The sequence below is a fragment of the Streptomyces kanasensis genome (assembly GCF_043077165.1).
GTDB classification, from domain to species: Bacteria; Actinomycetota; Actinomycetes; order Streptomycetales; family Streptomycetaceae; genus Streptomyces; species Streptomyces changanensis.
Genome location: NZ_JBIBSF010000007.1, coordinates 311730 through 330683, shown reverse-complemented (window position 1 = coordinate 330683; position 18954 = coordinate 311730). Strand labels below are relative to the sequence as shown.

18 protein-coding genes are annotated in these 18954 nt (G+C 74.0%); 4 read left to right on the top strand and 14 right to left on the bottom strand.

The window, feature by feature from the left end:
- Window positions 1-11: 11 nt before the first annotated feature.
- The 6 genes from ACF053_RS19695 to ACF053_RS19670 form a co-directional block, all read right to left on the bottom strand.
- The gene (locus ACF053_RS19695) at window positions 12-2225 is read right to left on the bottom strand and encodes an ABC transporter permease (RefSeq protein WP_391955055.1); all 2214 of its coding nucleotides are present in this window, start codon (window positions 2223-2225) and stop codon (window positions 12-14) included.
- The gene (locus ACF053_RS19690) at window positions 2222-3397 is read right to left on the bottom strand and encodes a quaternary amine ABC transporter ATP-binding protein (protein WP_391955054.1); all 1176 of its coding nucleotides are present in this window, start codon (window positions 3395-3397) and stop codon (window positions 2222-2224) included. Before ACF053_RS19690 ends, ACF053_RS19695 begins: the two co-directional genes overlap by 4 nt.
- Window positions 3394-4950 (bottom strand): GMC family oxidoreductase, encoded by a 1557-nt coding sequence (locus ACF053_RS19685; RefSeq protein WP_391955053.1) that lies wholly within the window; start codon window positions 4948-4950, stop codon window positions 3394-3396. The genes ACF053_RS19690 and ACF053_RS19685 overlap by 4 nt, the downstream gene beginning before the upstream one ends.
- A gap of 42 nt (window positions 4951-4992) precedes the next feature.
- Complete coding sequence (locus tag ACF053_RS19680) at window positions 4993-6501, bottom strand: aldehyde dehydrogenase family protein (protein WP_391955052.1); 1509 nt, start codon at window positions 6499-6501, stop codon at window positions 4993-4995.
- A gap of 336 nt (window positions 6502-6837) precedes the next feature.
- Window positions 6838-7359, bottom strand: a complete 522-nt coding sequence (locus tag ACF053_RS19675) for a hypothetical protein (protein ID WP_391955051.1) — start codon at window positions 7357-7359, stop codon at window positions 6838-6840.
- Complete coding sequence (locus tag ACF053_RS19670) at window positions 7356-7622, bottom strand: helix-turn-helix transcriptional regulator (protein WP_058942763.1); 267 nt, start codon at window positions 7620-7622, stop codon at window positions 7356-7358. Before ACF053_RS19670 ends, ACF053_RS19675 begins: the two co-directional genes overlap by 4 nt.
- A 114-nt stretch (window positions 7623-7736) precedes the next feature.
- On the opposite strand from ACF053_RS19670, the gene ACF053_RS19665 reads away from it, so the two are divergent.
- Entirely contained in the window at window positions 7737-9047 is a 1311-nt protein-coding gene (locus tag ACF053_RS19665) for an acyltransferase family protein (protein ID WP_391955050.1), read from the top strand.
- A 4-nt stretch (window positions 9048-9051) separates the two neighbouring features.
- On the opposite strand, the gene ACF053_RS19660 is transcribed toward ACF053_RS19665, so the two are convergent.
- The 4 genes from ACF053_RS19660 to ACF053_RS19645 all read right to left on the bottom strand — a co-directional run bounded on the left by ACF053_RS19660 (window position 9052) and on the right by ACF053_RS19645 (window position 13721).
- Entirely contained in the window at window positions 9052-10041 is a 990-nt protein-coding gene (locus ACF053_RS19660) for a malate dehydrogenase (protein WP_391955049.1), read from the bottom strand.
- A gap of 195 nt (window positions 10042-10236) precedes the next feature.
- Entirely contained in the window at window positions 10237-11499 is a 1263-nt protein-coding gene (locus tag ACF053_RS19655; protein WP_391955048.1) for a DUF2690 domain-containing protein, read from the bottom strand.
- A 492-nt stretch (window positions 11500-11991) separates the two neighbouring features.
- Window positions 11992-12837: a DUF3017 domain-containing protein gene (locus tag ACF053_RS19650; protein ID WP_391955047.1), complete on the bottom strand. Its 846-nt coding sequence runs from the start codon at window positions 12835-12837 to the stop codon at window positions 11992-11994.
- Window positions 12838-12854: 17 nt separating this feature from the next.
- Window positions 12855-13721, bottom strand: coding sequence for a bifunctional methylenetetrahydrofolate dehydrogenase/methenyltetrahydrofolate cyclohydrolase (locus tag ACF053_RS19645; RefSeq protein ID WP_391955046.1), 867 nt, complete (start codon window positions 13719-13721; stop codon window positions 12855-12857).
- Window positions 13722-13964: 243 nt separating this feature from the next.
- Between ACF053_RS19645 and ACF053_RS19640 the strand changes: the two genes are divergently transcribed.
- On the top strand, window positions 13965-14510 hold the full coding sequence (locus ACF053_RS19640) for a hypothetical protein (RefSeq protein ID WP_391955045.1): 546 nt from the start codon (window positions 13965-13967) through the stop codon (window positions 14508-14510).
- 73 nt (window positions 14511-14583) lie between these two features.
- Here the strand turns inward: ACF053_RS19640 and ACF053_RS19635 are convergent, their stop codons facing one another.
- Window positions 14584-14799 carry a hypothetical protein gene (locus tag ACF053_RS19635; RefSeq protein WP_391955044.1) on the bottom strand — a complete coding sequence of 72 codons (216 nt, stop codon included), beginning with the start codon at window positions 14797-14799 and terminating at the stop codon, window positions 14584-14586.
- A gap of 19 nt (window positions 14800-14818) precedes the next feature.
- Entirely contained in the window at window positions 14819-15061 is a 243-nt protein-coding gene (locus ACF053_RS19630) for a hypothetical protein (protein WP_391955043.1), read from the bottom strand.
- A 115-nt stretch (window positions 15062-15176) separates the two neighbouring features.
- Between ACF053_RS19630 and ACF053_RS19625 the strand changes: the two genes are divergently transcribed.
- Together ACF053_RS19625 and ACF053_RS19620 are read left to right on the top strand one after the other, a co-directional pair.
- Entirely contained in the window at window positions 15177-16091 is a 915-nt protein-coding gene (locus tag ACF053_RS19625; RefSeq protein WP_391955042.1) for a helix-turn-helix domain-containing protein, read from the top strand.
- The gene (locus tag ACF053_RS19620) at window positions 15997-16347 is read left to right on the top strand and encodes a DUF397 domain-containing protein (protein ID WP_391955041.1); all 351 of its coding nucleotides are present in this window, start codon (window positions 15997-15999) and stop codon (window positions 16345-16347) included. The genes ACF053_RS19625 and ACF053_RS19620 overlap by 95 nt, the downstream gene beginning before the upstream one ends.
- A 283-nt stretch (window positions 16348-16630) precedes the next feature.
- On the opposite strand, the gene purH is transcribed toward ACF053_RS19620, so the two are convergent.
- Together purH and purN are read right to left on the bottom strand one after the other, a co-directional pair.
- Window positions 16631-18184 (bottom strand): bifunctional phosphoribosylaminoimidazolecarboxamide formyltransferase/IMP cyclohydrolase, encoded by a 1554-nt coding sequence (gene purH, locus ACF053_RS19615; protein ID WP_058942754.1) that lies wholly within the window; start codon window positions 18182-18184, stop codon window positions 16631-16633.
- Window positions 18171-18803 carry a phosphoribosylglycinamide formyltransferase gene (gene purN / locus ACF053_RS19610; RefSeq protein ID WP_391955040.1) on the bottom strand — a complete coding sequence of 211 codons (633 nt, stop codon included), beginning with the start codon at window positions 18801-18803 and terminating at the stop codon, window positions 18171-18173. The genes purH and purN overlap by 14 nt, the downstream gene beginning before the upstream one ends.
- Between the last annotated feature and the right edge of the window lie 151 nt (window positions 18804-18954).

Sequence of the window (18954 nt, the reverse complement as noted above, 5' to 3'; positions counted from 1 at the left end):
GGCGCGTGCGGTCAGTGCTTCGGCGTGCGCGCCGTCGGTTGCGTGAGCCGGTCCAGGACCAGGCCCAGGCAGACGATCGCGAGGCCGGCCGTCACACCGACGCCCATCTCGCCCCGGGACAGCCCCTTCACGACGTCGTAGCCGAGCGCGCCGCCGCCGACGAGGCCGCCCACGACGACCACGGCGAGGACCAGGACGACGCCCTGGTTGACGGCGAGCTGGAGCGCCGGGCGGGCGAGGGGCAACTGCACCTGGAAGAGCTGCTGCCGCGGCGACGCGCCCATCGAACGGGCCGCCTCCATGGCCGCCGGGTCCACCTCGCGGATGCCCTGCGTGGTGATGCGGATGACGGCGGGCAGCGCGTACACGACCGCCGCGATGATCGCCGCGGCGCGGCTGACGCCGAACAGGGCCACCACGGGGATGAGGTAGACGAACTGCGGCAGCGTCTGCAGCGTGTCCAGCACCGGCCGCAGCCAGCGCTCCACCCACCCGAGCCGGGCGCACGCCACGCCCACGAGGACGCCGAGGACCAGGGTGACGGCGAGGGCGGCGACGACCTGCGAGAGCGTGTCCAGCGACTGCGTCCACACGCCGAGCACACCGGTCGCGGCGAGCGCGACCGTCGCGGTCAGCGCGGTGCGCCAGGTGCCGACCAGCCGGGCCAGCACGGCGACCACCAGCAGCAGCGCCCACCAGGGCAGCCCCTGCAGGGCGTCGCGCAGCGGGTTGAGGAGCCACACGGTGAACGCCTCCGACCAGACCTCCGTACCGCCGACGACGGGCACGCCGGAGGAGAAGTGGTCGACGACCCAGTCCTGGGCCCGGTTGACGGGCGCGGAGATGTCGTACGTCCAGCCCTTCGGCCAGCGCGTGCCGAGCGCGAGCCCGACGAGCGTCGCGGCGAGGGTGCCGGCCGCGGCCAGCGCCCACGCGGAGCGGCCGTGCAGCAGACCGGCGCGCCCGCCGGGAGCCGAGTCCGCGGCGCCCAGGCGGTCGCCCGCCGCCGCGGTCGTACGGTCCAGCCAGATCGCGATCAGCACGATCGGGATGCCCGCGGCGAGCGCCTTGCCCACGTCGACGGTGGACAGGGCCGAGTACACCTCCTCGCCGAGGCCGCCGGCGCCGACGAGGGCGGCGATGACCACCATGGACAGCGCCATCATGATCGTCTGGTTGAGCCCGAGCAGCATCTGGCGGCGGGCCAGCGGCAGGCGCGCGGTCCACAGGCGCTGACGGCGGCCCGCGCCCAGTGACACGGACGCCTCCAGCACGCCGGGGTCGGCGGAGCGCAGGCCCAGCGCGGTGAGGCGGGCCATCGGCGGGGCGGCGTAGATGACCGTGCAGAACAGCGCGGCGGGCGTGCCGGTGCCGAAGACCAGCACGAACGGCAGGAGGTACGCGAAGGCCGGCAGCACCTGCATGGTGTCGAGCACCGGGCGCAGCAGGCGGTCGACGCGGTCGGACAGCCCGGCGGCGAGCCCGATCACCACGCCGAGCAGCGCGGCCAGGGCCACGGCGACGACCATCAGCGCGATCGTGAGCAGCGTGGCGTCCCACATGCCGAGCAGCCCGCACACGGCGAACGCGCCGAGGGCCGTGGCGGCGACGCGGGCGCCCCGGCGGTCGAAGCCGGCGGCGCGCCAGGCGAACAGCACCGCGGCGGCCAGGACGCCGGGCCAGCCCATGGCGGCGAGGAGCTGGTACACCGCGTCGACGGCGTCGGTGGCGGTGTTGGAGAGGTGCAGCAGGAAGTACAGGAAGACCGGGTGGGTGTCGCGGTTGTCGAGCACCCAGGTGTTGGCGGCGTCGAGCGGTGTCGACAGGTCGACGGTCAACCCGGCGGGCCAGGCCCCGCCGCCGAGGAACCACGCACCGAGCACGCCGAGGACGACGACGACTCCGCCGAGGACCCCCCACCGCCGCACGGCCCCGGACGCACCGGCGTCCCGACCGTCGGCGGCCTTCGCGTCCGAGGAGCGGGCCCCGGCGATGGCGGGCCCGCCCGTACCGGACGGGCTCCCACCCCGCACGCGGGAGCCGGCCCCGACCACCCCGGACGCCTGGGCGTCCCGGCCGTTGACGGCCTTCGCGCCCGAGGAGCGGGTCACCGCGCCGGGGGACGCCGCGGGTGCGGTTCCGTCCGGCGTGTCCGCGGGGGACGGGCCGTGCGGGAGCGGGGGCTTGTTCGGGGGGTTGTGGTTCGGGGCCGTCGTCGGGGTCATGCCGCCGCCTTCCCGGTCGGGGGTGTGACCCCCGCGACGACGCCCAGGAGGGCCTCGTGGTCCACGACGCCCAGGCAGCGCCCGTCCTGGACGACGCGGACCGGGGCGCCGCCGCCGAGGGCGGCGGCGGTGATGGCCTCGGAGACCGTCGCGCCGGGCGGCAGCGCCGGCCCGTTCGGGGCGTCGTCCGCGCAGACCGGGCGCATGGCGGTGCGGACCGTGACGACCTGCTCGCGCGGCACGTCCCGGACGAAGTCGCGCACGTAGTCGTCCGCGGGCGCGCCGACGATCTCCTCCGGCGTGCCGAGCTGCACGATGCGGCCGTCGCGCATGAGCGCGATGCGGTCGCCGATGCGCAGCGCCTCGCTGAGGTCGTGGGTGATGAAGACCATCGTGCGGCCCTCCTCGCGGTGGAGCCGGACGACCTCCTCCTGCATGTCGCGGCGGATCAGCGGGTCGAGCGCGCTGAACGGCTCGTCGAACAGCAGGACGGCGGGGTCGACGGCGAGCGCGCGGGCCAGGCCGACGCGCTGCTGCTGGCCTCCGGAGAGCTGGCCGGGTCGGCGGTGCTCCAGTCCGGCGAGGCCGACCTTGGCGACGAACTCGGCGGCCTTGGCGCGCCGTTCGGCGCGGCCGACGCCCTGGATCTCCAGGCCGTAGGCGACGTTGTCGAGGACGGTGCGGTGCGGCAGCAGGCCGAAGTGCTGGAAGACCATCGCGGCGCGGTGGCGGCGCAGTTCGCGCAGCCGGGAGCGGTCCATGGCGCGGACGTCGCCGCCGTCGAACTCCAGGGTGCCGGCAGTCGGTTCGACGAGCCGGGTCAGGCAGCGCACGAGGGTGGACTTGCCGGAGCCGGAGAGGCCCATGACGACGAAGACCTCGCCCTTGCGGACGTCGAAGGAGACGTCCCGGACGGCGGCGGTGCAGCCGGTGCGGGCGCGCAGTTCGGCCGGGGGGAGGTCGGCGAGGGCGGGGTCGGCGGGGACGCGGTCGGCCTTGGGGCCGAAGACCTTCCACAGGTTGCGGACGCCGAAGACGGGCACGTCGGGCGACGCGTCCGTGCCAGGAGTACCAGGAGTACTGGAAGTACCAGGAGTACCGGCAGCAGCAGGGGCTCCGGGAGTACCGGCGGTGCCGGGCGTGCCGGCGGCGGTCGCGGGGGTCGTGTTCATCGGGCGTCACCACCCAGCAGGTCGGCGGCCTTCTCGCCGACCATCAGCACCGCCACCATCGGGTTGACGGCCGTCATGGTCGGGAAGACCGACGCGTCGGCGACGCGCAGGCCCCGCAGTCCCCTGACCCTCAGGTCGGGGTCGACGACCGCCGCGGGGTCGTCGGCGGCGCCCATCTTGCAGGTGCCGGCGGGGTGGTAGACGGTGTGGGCGGCCTTGCGGGCGTACTCGCCGAGCTCCTCGTCACCGGTCACGTCCGGGCCCGGGCAGACCTCGCGCTTGAGCCAGGACGCGAGCGGTTCGGTGGCGGCGACCTCGCGGGCGAGGCGGATGCCGTCGACGAGGGTGCGGGCGTCGTAGTCGTCCTCGTCGGTGAAGTAGCGGAAGTCGAGGGCGGGCTTCACCTCGGGGTCCGCGCTGGTCAGGTAGAGGCGGCCGCGGCTGCGCGGCTTGGGGATGTTGGGCGTCATCGACACGCCGTGCGCGGGCTTCTCGTAGCCGAGGCGCTCGGGGTTGTCGGTGAAGGGGATCTGGTAGAAGTGGAACATCAGGTCCGGCCCGGGTTCGGCGGGGTCGCGGCGGACGAAGAGTCCGGCGTCGCTGTCCATCGCGGAGTTCTCGGGGATCGGGCCGTGGGTCTCCCAGACGATGACCGACTCGGGGTGGTCGAGCAGGTTCTCGCCGACGCCCGGCAGGTCGTGGGCGACGGGTATGCCGAGCGCCTCCAGGTCCCGCCCGGGACCGATCCCGGAGTGCAGCAGCAGCCGGGGCGTGTCGACGGCGCCGGCGCACAGGACGACCTCGCGGCGGGCGGTGACGAGCGTCTCGGTGCCGTCGGCGCGGCGGACGTGGACGCCGCGGGCGCGGTCGCCGTCGAGTTCGAGCCGGTACGCCCAGGTCTCCAGCCAGATGCGGAGGTTGGGGCGCTCGTCCATGACGGGGTGCAGGTACGCGACGGACGCGGAGGAGCGCTTGTTGTCCTCGGGGTGGTAGGCGAGGTCGAAGAAGCCGGCGCCCTCGTGGAACGGCTTCCTGTTGAACCCGTCGACGTGCGGGACGCCGAGCGCGGTGCGCGCCGCGTCGACGAAGTCGCGGGCGATGGCGTTCCGGTCCTTCTCGTCGACGGTGACGATGTTGTTGAGGAGCCGGTCGTAGTACGGGTCCATGGCGGCGGCGTGCCAACCGGTGGCGCCCGCCTCGGACCACTCCTCCCAGTCGGACGGGAGGGGCTTGAAGGAGATCAGCGTGTTGTGGGAGGAGCAGCCGCCGAGGACGCGGGCGCGGCTGTGCCGGATGTGGCTGTTGCCGCGGGGCTGTTCGACGGTCGGGTAGTCGTAGTCGAGGTCCCCGCCGAGGAGGCCGAGCCAGCGGCGCAGCGTGAGGACGTCGGGCCGGTCGCGGTCGTCGGGGCCGCCCTCGATGACGGCGACGGTGACGTCGGGGTCGGCGGTGAGGCGGCGCGCGATGACGGAGCCGGCGGTGCCGCCTCCGACGATCACGTAGTCGTACTCCGTCTCGGGGGTCTGCTCGGTACGGGGGGTGTCCGTGGTCATGTGTGTCCTACGTCCTGTCCTGCGTCCCTGTTCGCTCGCTGCTCAGCCCTTGAACCAGCGCACCGGGCGCGGGGCCAGGTTCTGGTAGACGTGCTTGCTCTCGCGGTACTCGGCGAGGCCGGCGGGGCCGAGTTCGCGGCCGATGCCGCTCTTGCCGAAGCCGCCCCACTCCGCCTGGGGGAGGTAGGGGTGGAAGTCGTTGATCCAGACGGTGCCGTGGCGCATCCGGCGGGCGACGCGGCGGGCGCGGCCGGCGTCGGCGGACCAGACGCCGCCGGCGAGGCCGTACTCGGTGTCGTTGGCGAGGGCGACCGCCTCGTCCTCGGTGCGGAAGGTCTCGACGGTGAGGACGGGCCCGAAGACCTCCTCGCGGACGACCCGCATGGTGCGGTCGCAGTGGTCGAGGACGGTGGGCCGGTAGAACCAGCCGTCGTCGAGGCCGGGTCCGGTGGGGCGCTGCCCGCCGGCGCGCAGGACGGCGCCCTCGGCGAGGGCGGAGGCGACGTACTCCTCGGTGCGGGCGAGCTGCTGCGCGGAGACGAGGGGGCCGCACTCGACGCCGGGCTCGGTGCCGCGGCCGAGGCGGATCAGGTCGGCGCGGCGGGCCAGTTCGGCGACGAACCGCTCGCGCAGGGACTCCTCGACGATCAGCCGTGAGCCGGCCGAGCAGACCTGGCCGCTGTGGATGAAGGCGGCGTTGAGGGCCTGGTCGACGGCGGTGTCGAAGGCTTCGGGGGTGGCGCAGGCGTCGGCGAAGACGACGTTGGGGTTCTTCCCGCCGAGTTCGAGGGCGACCTTCTTCACGCCGTCGGCGGCGGCGCGCATCACCTTGGTGCCGCTGACGAGGCCGCCGGTGAAGGAGACCAGGTCCACGTCGGGGTGTTCGGCCATGCGGGCGCCGACGGTGGCACCGGGGCCGGTGACGAGGTTGGCGACGCCGGCCGGCAGCCCGGCCTCGGTGAGGAGCCGCATCAGGGCGATCGTCGTCAGCGGCGTGATCTCGCTCGGCTTGACGACGAAGGTGTTGCCCGCGGCGAGGGCCGGGGCGATCTTCCAACTGGCCTGGAGGAGCGGGTAGTTCCAGGGGGTGATCAGCGCGCACACGCCGACCGGCTCGTGCACGACGACGCTGTGGACGTCGGGGTCCCCCGCGTCGACGACCCGGCCGCCGCTCTCGTGGACGACGAGGTCGGCGAAGTAGCGGAAGGCGTCGCTGACGCAGTCGACGTCGACGCGGCCCTCCTCGACGGTCTTGCCGGCGTCGCGGCTCTCCAGGAGCCCGAGCGACTCGCGGTCGCGCTGGAGCAGGTCGGCGACCCGTCGCAGCAGCGCCGCCCGTTCGGCGACCGGTGTGGTGGGCCACTCCCCCTGGCCGTGGTCGAATGCCTCACGTGCGGCGGCGATCGCGGCGTCGGCGTCCTCGGCCCCGCCCTCCGCCACGACCGCGAGGGTCGTGGCGTCGGCGGGGTCGAGGATGTCGCGGGTGGCGCCGGAAGCGGCGGTGCGCCACTCCCCGGCCACGTGGATGCTGTCTGTGTGGTGTTCCGACACTGCGCGTACTGCCTTCCGTACCTGGTGCGGTCAGAACCCTCCTGACCGGCGAGCCCGGCACCTGCCCCGGGCGGGCGGAAGCATGCGCGAAAGTGGCGGGGGTCACCCACGGCGGGTCGGCGACGGCCCCTGCGGCAGATCCCCGACGGGCCGTGCCGGCCGCGGCCCCGGCAGGCCCTGCGGCAGCCCCCCGAAGGGCGTGCCGACCGGCGCGGGGGAGCCCCTGCGGCAGACCCCGGAGGGCCGTGCCGACCGGCCCCGTGAGGGCCTGCGGCAGACCTCGGCCGACCGTGCCGACCGGCCCCGCAAGGGCCGGCCGACCGCCTGCCGTAGGCCCTACGGCAGGTCGTCGCCGTCCGTCTGGACGTCGTCCTCGGCGCGCAGTCCGGCCACCCACAGCGGCATCAGCCAGTGCACGACGAGGGCCGTGAACAGCGCCGCGAAGACGACCTCGCCGCCGGCCCGGACGTCCGTCGTCCACAGCAGCAGCCCGAACGCGGCGGTGCCGAGGAGGAGCAGACCGGTGGTGACCCGGTGGGCGATGGCCCGGACCCGGTCGCGTTCGGCGGTCTGGCGCTCGTCGAGCATCCGGCCGCGCAGTTCGAGCAGGCCGCGGGTGGCGGCGTTGATGCCGCCGGTGGCGACCACCCAGGGCAGCAGCAGGCCGAGCATCGCGAACGCCGCCCAGGTGGCGTCGGCGACGACCATGGCGAGCCACGTGGTGGCGGCCGCGGCGGTGAGCAGCACGTGCGCGGCGACCAGCGCCCGCCGGCGGACTGCCGTCCGGTAGAGCGGCGCGGCCTCGCGCCGGTTCATGAGTGCGTACATCCGCTGGTCGTATCGCGTGGCGGTCCTCATGAGGTGGTCCTCCCGTTGTCCCCGTCAACCCCGTAGATCTCCGTCGTGAGCGGCTGGAACGGCTCCAGGGAGAACAACGCCTCCACCGGGAGCCGGAAGTAGGCCGCCAGCTTCAGGGCCAGGTCGAGGCTGGGGTTGTACTGTCCGCGCTCGATGTAGCCGATGGTCTGGTAGTGGACGCCGACCTCCTGCGCCAGCGCCTGCCGCGACACCTTGCGTTCGGCCCGGACGACGGCCAGCCTGTTGTGCACCTGCTCGCTCATGTATAAGAAATACTACATTCGATCGTACTAACGCAATGATCCGTATGGATGATGTGCTGCCCGCGCTCGCCCGGTCGCCCCGGCGCGCGGTCCCGCCCGCTCTACGGTTCGATCATGCGCAGCAGCGACAGCGACCGCGTCTACCTCGCCCCCGTCGACCACCTGCGCGCCGCGGCCGCCGTCCTCGTGGTGCTGTACCACGGGTGCCAGCTGTTCACCGCCCGGCTGGAGGGCGGCGGGGCGTTCACCGCGGAGACGGGCTGGCTGTACTCGGCGAACCCGGCCGCGACGCTCGTCTTCGAGGGGCACACCGCCGTCGCCCTGTTCATGGTGCTGTCCGGTTTCATCTTCACCGTCGGCGCGCACGGCCGCCCCATCCGCTACGGACGGTTCGTCACCAACCGGCTCCTGCGGGTCTATCCGCTGTACCTGGTCGTCGCGGTGCTCGGGCTGGCGACGCAGGTGGCGCTCGTGTCGTACGAGGACGTGCTGCGCCTGCTGACGTTCGCGACGCCCGGCCAGCCCTACGGGGGCGTGTTCTGGACCCTCAGCGTGGAGGTGCAGTTCTACCTGCTCTTCCCGCTGCTGAACCGGTTGCTGACGGAGCGCGGGCCGGGCGCCCTGCTGCGGCTGCTGGGGGCCGTCGCGCTGCTGCGGGTGCTGGTGTGGCTGAGCAGTCCGGTGCCGGAGCCTCCGACGACCGCCCTGTACCTGGGGCTGGCGGGGCGGATCGACCAGTTCCTGCTGGGCATGCTGGCCGCCTGGTGGTACCTGGGCCGTGGGGAGCGGGCGGGCGGGCGGTGGCCGGCGTGGGCGGCGCTGGGGCCGGCGGTGGTCGCCCTGTGGTCGTACAACCAGCTGCACGGCTTCGTCTCGGACAGCCCGCTGAAGCTGGTGTGGGGCACGGTGGAGGGCGCCGTGTGGGCGCTGTTCGTCGCGGTCTACGTCACGGGCGCGGGCCCGGCCGCTTCGGCGGCCGTCCCGGGCCAAGCGGGGCGCGCGGGGCGAGAGGGACCGCGGTGGCGGGCGTGGCGGGGGCGGCTGTCACGGGGGGCGGCGCGGCTCGGCGAGGTCAGCTACTCGATCTACCTGACGCACTTCATGGTGCTGACCGTGCTCGGCGAGTACGCCGGGCGGGCCCTCGCCGCGGTCCCCCTGCCGCCGGTGTGGGCGGCGTTCGCCCTGACGGCCGCGGTGGCGCTGCCGCTGACGGTGGCGCTGTCCTTCCTGACGTACCACGCCGTGGAGCTGCCGTTCCTGAAGCTGCGCCGCCCCTACCTGGGGGCGGCACGGGCGGAGGCGCCGGGGACGCGGGAGGCGACGGGGGTGGGGGCGGCGGCGCCGGACGGCGGCGGGGGTGCGCCGCGCCCCCGGCGGCGGGAGGCCGACCGGGGGCGGTGGGGTGTGCCGGGACGGCACGGGTGACGACTCAGATGAGGCCGAGGCCGCGCACGGCGTCGCGCTCCTCCGCGAGCTCCTGCACCGACGCGTCGATGCGGGCGCGGGAGAACTCGTTGATGTCCAGGCCCTGGACGATCTCGTACTTGCCGTCCTTGCAGGTGACGGGGAAGGAGGAGATCAGGCCCTCCGGGACGCCGTAGGAGCCGTCGGACGGGATGCCCATGGAGGTCCAGTCGCCCGCGGCGGTGCCGTTGACCCAGGTGTGGACGTGGTCGATGGCGGCGTTCGCGGCGGAGGCGGCCGAGGACGCGCCACGGGCCTCGATGATCGCGGCGCCGCGCTTGGCGACGGTCGGGATGAAGGTGTCGGCCAGCCACTGCTCGTCGTCGACGACCTCGGCGGCGTTCTTGCCGGCGATCTCCGCGTGGAAGATGTCCGGGTACTGCGTGGCGGAGTGGTTGCCCCAGATCGTCAGCCGCTTGATGTCGGAGACGGCCGCGCCGGTCTTGGCGGCGAGCTGCGAGATCGCGCGGTTGTGGTCGAGGCGGGTCATCGCGGTGAAGCGCTCGGCCGGCACGTCCGGGGCGGCGGCCTGGGCGATGAGGGCGTTGGTGTTGGCCGGGTTGCCGACGACGAGGACCTTGATGTCGTCCGCGGCGTTGTCGTTGATGGCCTTGCCCTGCGGCTTGAAGATGCCGCCGTTGGCCTCCAGCAGGTCACCGCGCTCCATGCCCTTGGTGCGGGGGCGGGCGCCGACGAGGAGGGCGACGTTCGCGCCGTCGAAGGCCACGTTCGGGTCGTCGGTGATCTCGATGCCGCGCAGCAGCGGGAAGGCGCAGTCGTCGAGCTCCATGGCCGTGCCCTCGGCGGCCTTGAGGCCCTGCGGGATCTCCAGGAGGCGCAGCTTGACCGGCACGTCCGCGCCGAGCAGGTGGCCGGAGGCGATGCGGAAGAGCAGCGCGTAACCGATCTGGCCGGCCGCGCCGGTGACGGTGACATTCACGGGAGTGCGGGTCATGTGCGATCTCCGTAAGACAGCTGGCGGTGGGGGTCCCTTCCCCGGATGCGGGACGTCTCCCGTGCCGAGGACGCCCGGTGTCGCCGCGCGATGTCTCGACGTGGAGATATCCAGCGGTCAGGCTATCCGACCCGACCCCCCTTCAACCCCCGCCCCCTTGTGTTGCAGCTCACCCGAACGGGCGACGCGCCGCGGTCACGGTGTGGCCGTGCAGCCCTTCACCCCGGCGGTGCGCAGGGCCGCGCAGGCCCCGGCGTCGGTCCCGTCGGCGACGGCGACCATCGGCGTGTACGCGTCGTCGTCGGCGCCGCCGACCGTGGCGTCGTGGGTGGCGCCGGGCGCGGTGACGCTGACGACGTCGCCGGGGGCGGCCTGGCTGACGCGGGCCCAGGCGGCCCCGCACACCTGGCTGTAGCGGACCTCGACCATGGTGGTGGCGACGACCGTGGAGGCGACCGTCGTGGCGTGCCGGCCGCCGCACCCCATGACCTGCGGGTCCTGCCCGCCACAGGCGGCGCCCGAGCAGCGGACGCCCTCGGGGAGCGGGAGCGGGGCGCTGGTGGCGGGGGCGGCGGGCGGCGCGGCGGGGCGGCGGACCCCGGCCCCGGCGGCGTCGGCCGCGCGGTCGCCGCGCGGGCCGCCGAGGTCGGTGAGGAGGACGGCCGCGACGACGACGAGGAGCGCGCCGAGGGCGCCCGCGAGGAACGACACCACCGTCCGCCCCGCCCGCCCCCGCGCCCCGCCCGGCCCGCGGCCCGGCGGGGTGTGGCCTGCGGGGGCGTGACCCTCGGGGGCCTGGCCCACCGGGGCGTACGCGGTGGGGCCCCGCCCCGACGGCAGCCGGCCGGCGGGCACGTGGTCGTCCACCGGCAGGCGACCCGGCGGCAGATACCCGGGCGGCAGGTGGTCGGTCGGGGCGTACGCGTCGGGTGCGTGGTCGGTCGGGGCGTACCCCTCCGGTACGCGGTCGGTCGGGGCGGCGTCCGGCAGTGCGTACCCCGGCGGCACCCGGTCCGCCGGGGCCGTCGGCCGCGTGGGGCCCGCGTCCACCGGCAGGGCGGCCGTCGGCGGGAGGGGGGCGGGGACCGTGCCGGCGGGCGGCGCGGCGTCCGCGGCGCCGGGGTCGTCGAGGGCCGCGCGGGCCTGCGCGATGCGGATCGACTCCATCGTCAGGTCGTGCCGCATCTCGGCCCGGCTCCACGCCCGTTCGGCCAGTTCCCACAGGGTGGTGAGGTGGTCCGGGTTCGTACCGGTGACCTCCGCCAGCGCCAGGACGGCGCCGCGCGGTGCCAGTAGACGCCCGTTCAGGTACCGCTCCCACGACGTCCTGCTGTAACCCGTGCGGTCCGCGATGGCCGCGATGCCGAGTCCGCTGCGGTCGACGAGCCGGCGCAACCGGCCGGCGAACTCCCGCACCTGCGGGTCGAGCTCCTCCGACAGCGCCTTCCAACGAGGCATTGCTTCCCCCTTGTCCCCCGGACCGGCCCGACACGCCCGATGCGTCCGGCGCGGTCCGTGCCGCGCGGAGCAAGGATGGCAGCTCCGGGGCTCGGTTTCCCAGTCGTGGCCGGGTGCTCACAGAGTTCCGGAATGGTCACTTCCGTGCCACAGGAACGGGGCGTCCCTTGATCAGCTTTGGCGCGTCCATGACCCTTGTTCAGGCGGGGACGGCGCCCGTCCTGTCTCGGGGGAGGGGATGGGCGCCGTCACCGACGGGGGTCACGACGAAGGCGGGCCGCCCTCCTCCTGACGAGGGGGCGGCCCGCCTTCCGTGTCACGCGACCCCACCGGGCCGGAGGCAGCGCCGGAGCCGCGACCGGGCCGGGGTCCGGGACCCGGCAGGGACCGGGACCGGGCAGGGGACGGGGCCGGGGGCCGCCCGGACCGGGCCTGGGCCGGAGTTCGGGATCAGGCCGACGTCTGGGGGCTGGGGTCCGGCCGTGCCGGCGGTCACCGCACCGTGAAGCGCACGGCTTCCTTGAGGAACGGGATCTCCAGCCACGGGTCGGGCTGCGTCATGAGGGCGAACAGCACGATCGCCCCACCGAGCACCCCGTACGTGATCATGTCGGTGAACCGGGACCGCACGGCGAGCATGCCCACCGACGGCAGGGCCCGCCGCAGTCCCGCACCGGTCAGCAGGGCGATGCCGATCAGGAGCGCGCCGATACGGGGCGCGTGGCGGAACGCGTCGAAGCCGATGACGACCAGTCCGAGCGCGGTGATCCCGAGCACGGTGAGCAACGGCCACTGCCGGGCGGGCGCGGGGGCGTCCCCGGGGGCCGCGCGACCGCCGCCCTCGGGACGGACGGTGCCCTCGGTGACGGCCGGGGGCCGCCGGGTCCCGCCCGCCGACTCCTCCTCTGCGCCGTCCGGCGCCGACTCCCCCGCCGGGTCCGGGGTGCGGGGCGTGCTCGCGGCACGCGCCCGGTCCGGTGCCGGCGACTGCGGGGACGGGGAGGGCTGCGGGGACTGCGGCCGTCGCGCCGGGCGGCCGGACACCACGACGGCTCCGGCCACCACGTCACCCGCCGCACCGACCGCCGGGGACGGAGCCGAGCCGGGGGCCCGGGGTGACGCCGTGTCCGCGTCACCGCCGGCCACCGCGGCGCCCGCGCCGTCCGCCGTGCCCACGCCGTCCGCCGTACCGTCACCGGCCGGGGCCGTGCCGACCGTGTCCGCCGCGTCGTCCGGTGCCGGCGCGTCGTCCGGTGCCGGCGCGCCCGCACCGGCGGTGGCCGCCGTGTCGGGTGCGGAGCCCGCCGCGCGGGATCCGTCGTTCGCCCGTACGCCCATGGGGTGGCCCTTCCGGCTCACTTCGCGGCGTCGGCCGCGGCGCGCTCGGCCGCCTCGACGACGTTGACCAGCAGCTGCGCCCGCGTCATCGGGCCCACGCCACCGGGGTTGGGGGCGACCCAGCCGGCCACCTCGCGCACGCCCGGGTGCACGTCGCCCATGATCTTGCCGCTCTCGTCGCGGCTGACGCCCACGTCCAGGATGGCCGCGCCCGGCTTGACGTCCTCCGGCTTGACCAGGTGCGGCACGCCCGCCGCGGCGACGATGATGTCGGCCCGCCGCAGGTGCGCCGAGAGGTCACGGGTACCGGTGTGGACCTGCGTCACCGTCGCGTTCTCCGAGCGGCGCGTCAGCAGCAGCGGCATCGGCCGCCCGATGGTGACGCCCCGGCCGACGACCACCACGTGCGCTCCGGCGATCTCCACGCCGTGCCGGCGCAGCAGCGTGACGATGCCGGCGGGCGTGCACGGCAGCGGCGCGGGCTCGCCGAGGACGAGCCGGCCCAGGTTGGTCGGGTGCAGGCCGTCCGCGTCCTTGGCCGGGTCCATCAGCTCCAGGATCCGGTTGGTGTCCACGCCCTTGGGCAGCGGCAGCTGCACGATGTACCCGGTGCAGGCCGGGTCCTCGTTCAACTCGCGGACGACCGCCTCGATGTCCTCCTGCGTCGCCGTCGCGGGCAGCTCCCGCTGGATGGACGCGATGCCCACCTGGGCGCAGTCGCGGTGCTTGCCTGCCACGTACTTCTGGCTGCCGACGTCCTCGCCGACCAGCAGCGTGCCGAGTCCCGGGGTGACGCCCCCGGCCTTCAGCTCCGCCACGCGGGCGGTCAGGTCGGACTTGATCGCTGCGGCGGTGGCCTTGCCGTCGAGAATCTGGGCGCTCATGGGCCCATCCTCGCGGAGACCCCCGCCCTCTTCCAATTCCGGTGTGCCGGGCCCCGGCGTAAGAGGTTGCATCTGCACAACAGTCGCCCAAACCGACTGGACAAAAAGATGATGTTAATACCACGATGACCGCGCAATGCCGCGGGCAGTGCCGGGGGGACGAGCGGCGCGTACATGGGTGCAGCAGACAGTTCCTCCGCGCGGAACCGCGCGTCCCCGCACGACCCACGGAGGAATCCCGCCATGAGTTTCGGCGACCCGAACAACCCCTACGGCCAGCAGCAGCCCGCCCAGCCCGGTTACGGCTACCCCCAGGCCCCGCCGGTCCAGCCGTACGGCCCGGGCGCCGGTTACCCGGGTGCCCCGATGGAGATGCCGGGCGGCGTCAAGGCGGCCCGCGTGATGCTGTTCGTCATCGCCGGCCTGCAGTTCATCGGCGCCATCGGTGCCGTCCTGACCGCGCTCGCCATCAGCGCGGCCCAGGAGGACCCGACGCTGAAGAACGACATCCAGTTCCAGCAGCTCGCCGACATGTCGACGGGCGCGATCTGGGGCGTCACCGTCCTGATCCTCGCCTGGGGCGTGCTCGCCATCGTCCTCGGCGCCAAGTTCGGCAACGGCGGCAACGGCATCCGCATCACCGCGATGGTCTTCGGCATCATCACGGCGATCCTCGGCATCTACCCGTTCGTCGTCATCGGCCTCGTCCACACGGTGCTGGCCATCCTGGTGGCCGTCTTCGTCGGCAAGTCCGACGGCGCCGCCTGGTTCTCGCGCCCGCGCCACTGAGCCGAGCCCGCGCCACGAAGGCCGCGGCCCCGGACGCACCCGCGTCCGGGCCGCGGCCTTCGCCGTACCCGCCTCAGCCCGAACGCTCCACGGACGTGCGCACCACCCGGATCGTGCGGGCCCGCCCCAGGACGTACGCGTTCCCGTCCTCGAACTCCAGCCGCCTGCGGTCCGGCAGCACCTGACGCACGTCCCCCACCGTGTGCGGCACCCCGCCCACCGCGATCACGTCACCGACCCGGACCCCGTCGCCCGTGACCTCCAGGGTCCGGACCGTCAGCCTCGACATCCCCGACCACCCGCCGCCGTCAGGACCGGTCGCCCGGAGCGGCGCCCGCCGACAACGCCGCCGCGAGCTGCCGGGCCGTACGCGGCGCGCACCGGCCCAACTCCACGAGCGGGTACGGCGGGTCCGCCGCCAGCGACACGCAGTCGAGCCCCAGCGACGGCAGGGTCACCCCCACCTCGGTGAGCGCGGCCCGCAGGACGTCCCGCGCCTCCTCCGCCTCCCTGATCCGCTCCGCCGCCGCCATCCGTTCAGCGATCCCCATGCACGTTGCCCCTTTCCGGGCCCGGTTCGACGTTCCACCCCAAGCATCGGCGTGTAGCGGTACGTTCACCAGGGGTTACGACTTACGAGGCGACCAGCGGAAACCGGGGAGACGCATGCCCGCACCCAAGGAACTCGATCCCACCCAGTCCCTCTCGGCGCTCTTCGGCGCGAAGCTGCGCAAGCTCCGCGTGCACGCCGAGCTGACCCAGCGGCAGCTGGGCGAGAAGATCCCGATCGCCCACAGCATGATCGCCCGGTTCGAACTGGGCACGGAGACACCGACGCAGCAGGTCGCCGAGGCGCTCGACCGCATCCTCGGCGCGGACGGCGACCTGGTCGACCTGTGGCTGCACGTCGTGCGGACGCCGATTCCGGACTGGGCGCGGAAGTACATGCTCCTTGAGCAGGGGGCGTACAGGATCAGGAAGTACGCGGCAGACACCGTCCCAGGGTTGCTGCAAACGCGCGCCTACGCCCGCGCTCTGCTCAGCGTCGCGATTCCCAGCGTGCGCAAGCAGTCAGAGGAGAAGCTCGAAGCGAGAATGGCCCGTCAGGAGATTCTCGGCCGCGAGGACCCGCCCTCGCTGTCCGTGGTCCTCGACGAAGCCGTCCTCCGGCGCCCGATCGGTGGGACCGCTGTCATGCGGAGGCAGCTTGGCCATCTACTGGCTCTCTCCAGCGAGTCGGAGAACGTTACGGTGCAGGTACTTCCCTTCGCTCGCGGAGCCCATGCTGTGATGGGCGGATCCACCACCGTCTTGTCGTTCCTCGACCGGCCGGCCGTGACGTACATGGAGTGGTCCTACTCCGGCGAGCTGATCGAGAGTGCCGCGACGGTCGCCGAGTACGCCCTTGCCTTCGACCAGTTGCAGGCTCAGGCTCTGTCACCGCAGGCTTCTGCCCGCCTGCTCCGTTCCGTGATGGAGGACTACCGTGACCCACGTCTCCCGAGCCGATCTCAGCGCCGCCGTCTGGCGCAAGTCCAGTTACAGCAACACGCAGGGCGGCGACTGCGTCGAGGTCGCTGACGGTTTCACCGGTGTCGTACCGGTCCGCGACAGCAAGAACCCGCACCGCACCGCGCTGCTCGTCACCGACGGCGCGTGGGGCGCCTTCGTCGAGTGGCGCAAGTCCAGTTACAGCAATCAGGCGGGCGGTGACTGCGTCGAGGTCGGCAGGGGGTTGGCCGGGCTCGTTCCCGTACGCGACAGCAAAGACCCCGCCCGTCCCGGACTGGTCGTCAGCGACCGTGCGTGGGGCGCCTTTCTCGGCTCGCTGACGTAGCACCCGTGCGGCGTCCGTAGCCTTCGCCCCCGGGTGGTGGGTGCGGCGGGGCCGGGCGGGCTCACCTCCTCGGGGTCGGCGGGCTCGGGTCCCGGTCAGGGCACCCGCGCTTCTCCGCCGACCCCTGCGGGGGCGAACCCGCCCGGCCCCGCCTCCCGTCCCGGGACGCGTGCGGGTCGCGCGGTGGCGGGCCTGTCGTGGGCGCGGGACCCGGACGCGGCGGAGGGGGCCGCCGGCGTGGGCCGGCAACCCCCTCGGGGCCTGTCAGGCGGCGCCGGCCGCCTCAGTGGAAGAAGTGGCGCGTGCCGGTGAAGTACATCGTCACGCCCGCCTTCGCCGCCGCCTCGACGACGAGCTCGTCGCGGACCGAACCGCCCGGCTGGACCACGGCCCGCACCCCGGCCGCGGTGAGGATCTCCAGACCGTCGGGGAACGGGAAGAACGCGTCGGACGCGGCGTACGCGCCGCGCGCCCGCTCCTCGCCGGCCCGCTCGACGGCGAGCTTCGCCGAGTCGACGCGGTTGACCTGGCCCATGCCGACGCCGACGCTGGCGCCGTCCTTCGCCAGGAGGATCGCGTTCGACTTCACCGCGCGGCAGGCCCGCCAGGCGAACGCCAGCTCCGCCAGCTCCGCCTCCGACAGCGCCTCACCGGTGGCGAGGGTCCACGTCGCCGGGTCGTCGCCCTCGGCCTGGATCCGGTCGGTGACCTGGAGCAGCGCGCCACCGTCGATCGGCTTGACCTCGACGGCCGCCGACGGGGCCTCCGGGCAGCGCAGGACGCGGATGTTCTTCTTCCGGGCCAGGACCTCGACCGCGCCGTCCTCGTAGCCGGGGGCGACGATGACCTCGGTGAAGATCTCCGCGACCTGCTCGGCCATCGCGACGGAGACGGGGCGGTTGACGGCGATGACGCCGCCGAACGCCGACAGCGGGTCGCAGGCGTGGGCCTTGCGGTGCGCCTCGGCGACGTCCGCGCCGACGGCGATGCCGCACGGGTTGGCGTGCTTGATGATCGCGACGCACGGCTCGGCGTGGTCGTACGCGGCGCGGCGCGCGGCCTCGGTGTCCGTGTAGTTGTTGAAGGACATCTCCTTGCCGTGCAGCTGCTCCGCCTCGGCCAGGCCGCCCGTGCCGTCGACGTACAGCGCGGCGCCCTGGTGCGGGTTCTCGCCGTAGCGCAGGACGTTCCCGCGGGTGTACGTGCCGCCCATGAAGTCCGGGAACGGCGACTCGTCCGCCGGGGCGTAGGAGGAGGCGAACCACGAGGCGACGGCGACGTCGTACGCGGCCGTGTGCCGGAACGCCTCGGCGGCCAGCCGCTTGCGGGCCGCCAGGTCGAAGCCGCCCGCCGCGACGGCGGCGAGGACGTCGCCGTACCGGGCCGGGGAGGTGACGACCGCGACGGACGGGTGGTTCTTGGCGGCGGCGCGGACCATCGACGGGCCGCCGATGTCGATCTGTTCGACGCACTCGTCGGGGGAGGCGCCGGACGCGACCGTCGCCTCGAACGGGTACAGGTTCACGACGACCAGGTCGAACGGCTCCACGCCCAGCTCGGCGAGCTGCTCGCGGTGGGCGTCCAGGCGCAGGTCGGCGAGGATCCCGGCGTGCACGCGCGGGTGCAGCGTCTTGACCCGGCCGTCCAGGCACTCGGGGAAGCCGGTCAGCTCCTCGACCTTGGTGACCGGGACACCGGCGGCAGCGATCTTCGAGGCCGTGGAGCCCGTGGAGACCAGCTCGACGCCCGCCTCGTGCAGTCCGCGGGCCAGCTCCTCCAGCCCCGTCTTGTCGTAGACACTGATCAACGCGCGACGGATGGGCTTATTCACCGACATGAACCTTTCGTCCCTCAATGCGGTAGCCGTGCCGGGCGAGACGCCCCACGACCTCGACGAGCAGCGTGCGCTCGACTTCCTTGATGCGCTCGTGGAGAGCGGCTTCGTCGTCCGAGTCCCGCACCTCGACCACGCCCTGGGCGATGATCGGGCCGGTGTCGACGCCGTCGTCGACGAAGTGGACGGTGCACCCGGTGACCTTCGCGCCGTACGCGAGCGCGTCCCGCACTCCGTGCGCACCGGGGAAACTGGGCAGCAGCGCGGGGTGCGTGTTGATCGTCCGCCCGCCGAAGCGCGCCAGGAACTCCTTCCCGACGATCTTCATGAAGCCGGCCGAGACGACCAGGTCCGGCGCGTACGCGGCGGTCGCCTCCGCCAGCGCGCGGTCCCACTCGTCGCGCGTCGCGTACTCCTTCACACTGCGCACGAACGTCGGCACCCCGGCGTGCTCGGCCCGTTCCAGGCCCGCGATGCCGGCGCGGTCCGCGCCGACGGCGACGATCCGGACCGCGGCGCCGTACCCGTCGGGGTCGGCGGCGATCGCGTCGAGGAGCGCCTGGAGGTTGGTCCCGGAGCCGGAGACCAGGACGACGAGGCGGGCGGGGGCGGCGGCAGCCACGGGGGACTCTTTTCGCGCGTGGGTGTGCGGGTGGTGCGGTATGTGCGGTATGCGGGATCCGTACGGGGCGGCGTCGGCTTCGTAGGTTGGTACGAACGCGTCGTGTCCTCCCATACGGGGAACCCTACGAACGGGCCGACCGTCAGCAACG

Coding starts and splice junctions, on each gene's coding strand:
- ACF053_RS19695 (WP_391955055.1), bottom strand. CDS start 2,225: ATGACCCCGACGACGGCCCCGAACCACAACCCCCCGAACAAGCCCCCG.
- ACF053_RS19690 (WP_391955054.1), bottom strand. CDS start 3,397: ATGAACACGACCCCCGCGACCGCCGCCGGCACGCCCGGCACCGCCGGT.
- ACF053_RS19685 (WP_391955053.1), bottom strand. CDS start 4,950: ATGACCACGGACACCCCCCGTACCGAGCAGACCCCCGAGACGGAGTAC.
- ACF053_RS19675 (WP_391955051.1), bottom strand. CDS start 7,359: ATGAGGACCGCCACGCGATACGACCAGCGGATGTACGCACTCATGAAC.
- ACF053_RS19670 (WP_058942763.1), bottom strand. CDS start 7,622: ATGAGCGAGCAGGTGCACAACAGGCTGGCCGTCGTCCGGGCCGAACGC.
- ACF053_RS19665 (WP_391955050.1), top strand. CDS start 7,737: ATGCGCAGCAGCGACAGCGACCGCGTCTACCTCGCCCCCGTCGACCAC.
- ACF053_RS19660 (WP_391955049.1), bottom strand. CDS start 10,041: ATGACCCGCACTCCCGTGAATGTCACCGTCACCGGCGCGGCCGGCCAG.
- ACF053_RS19655 (WP_391955048.1), bottom strand. CDS start 11,499: ATGCCTCGTTGGAAGGCGCTGTCGGAGGAGCTCGACCCGCAGGTGCGG.
- ACF053_RS19650 (WP_391955047.1), bottom strand. CDS start 12,837: ATGGGCGTACGGGCGAACGACGGATCCCGCGCGGCGGGCTCCGCACCC.
- ACF053_RS19645 (WP_391955046.1), bottom strand. CDS start 13,721: ATGAGCGCCCAGATTCTCGACGGCAAGGCCACCGCCGCAGCGATCAAG.
- ACF053_RS19640 (WP_391955045.1), top strand. CDS start 13,965: ATGAGTTTCGGCGACCCGAACAACCCCTACGGCCAGCAGCAGCCCGCC.
- ACF053_RS19635 (WP_391955044.1), bottom strand. CDS start 14,799: ATGTCGAGGCTGACGGTCCGGACCCTGGAGGTCACGGGCGACGGGGTC.
- ACF053_RS19630 (WP_391955043.1), bottom strand. CDS start 15,061: ATGGGGATCGCTGAACGGATGGCGGCGGCGGAGCGGATCAGGGAGGCG.
- ACF053_RS19625 (WP_391955042.1), top strand. CDS start 15,177: ATGCCCGCACCCAAGGAACTCGATCCCACCCAGTCCCTCTCGGCGCTC.
- purH (WP_058942754.1), bottom strand. CDS start 18,184: ATGTCGGTGAATAAGCCCATCCGTCGCGCGTTGATCAGTGTCTACGAC.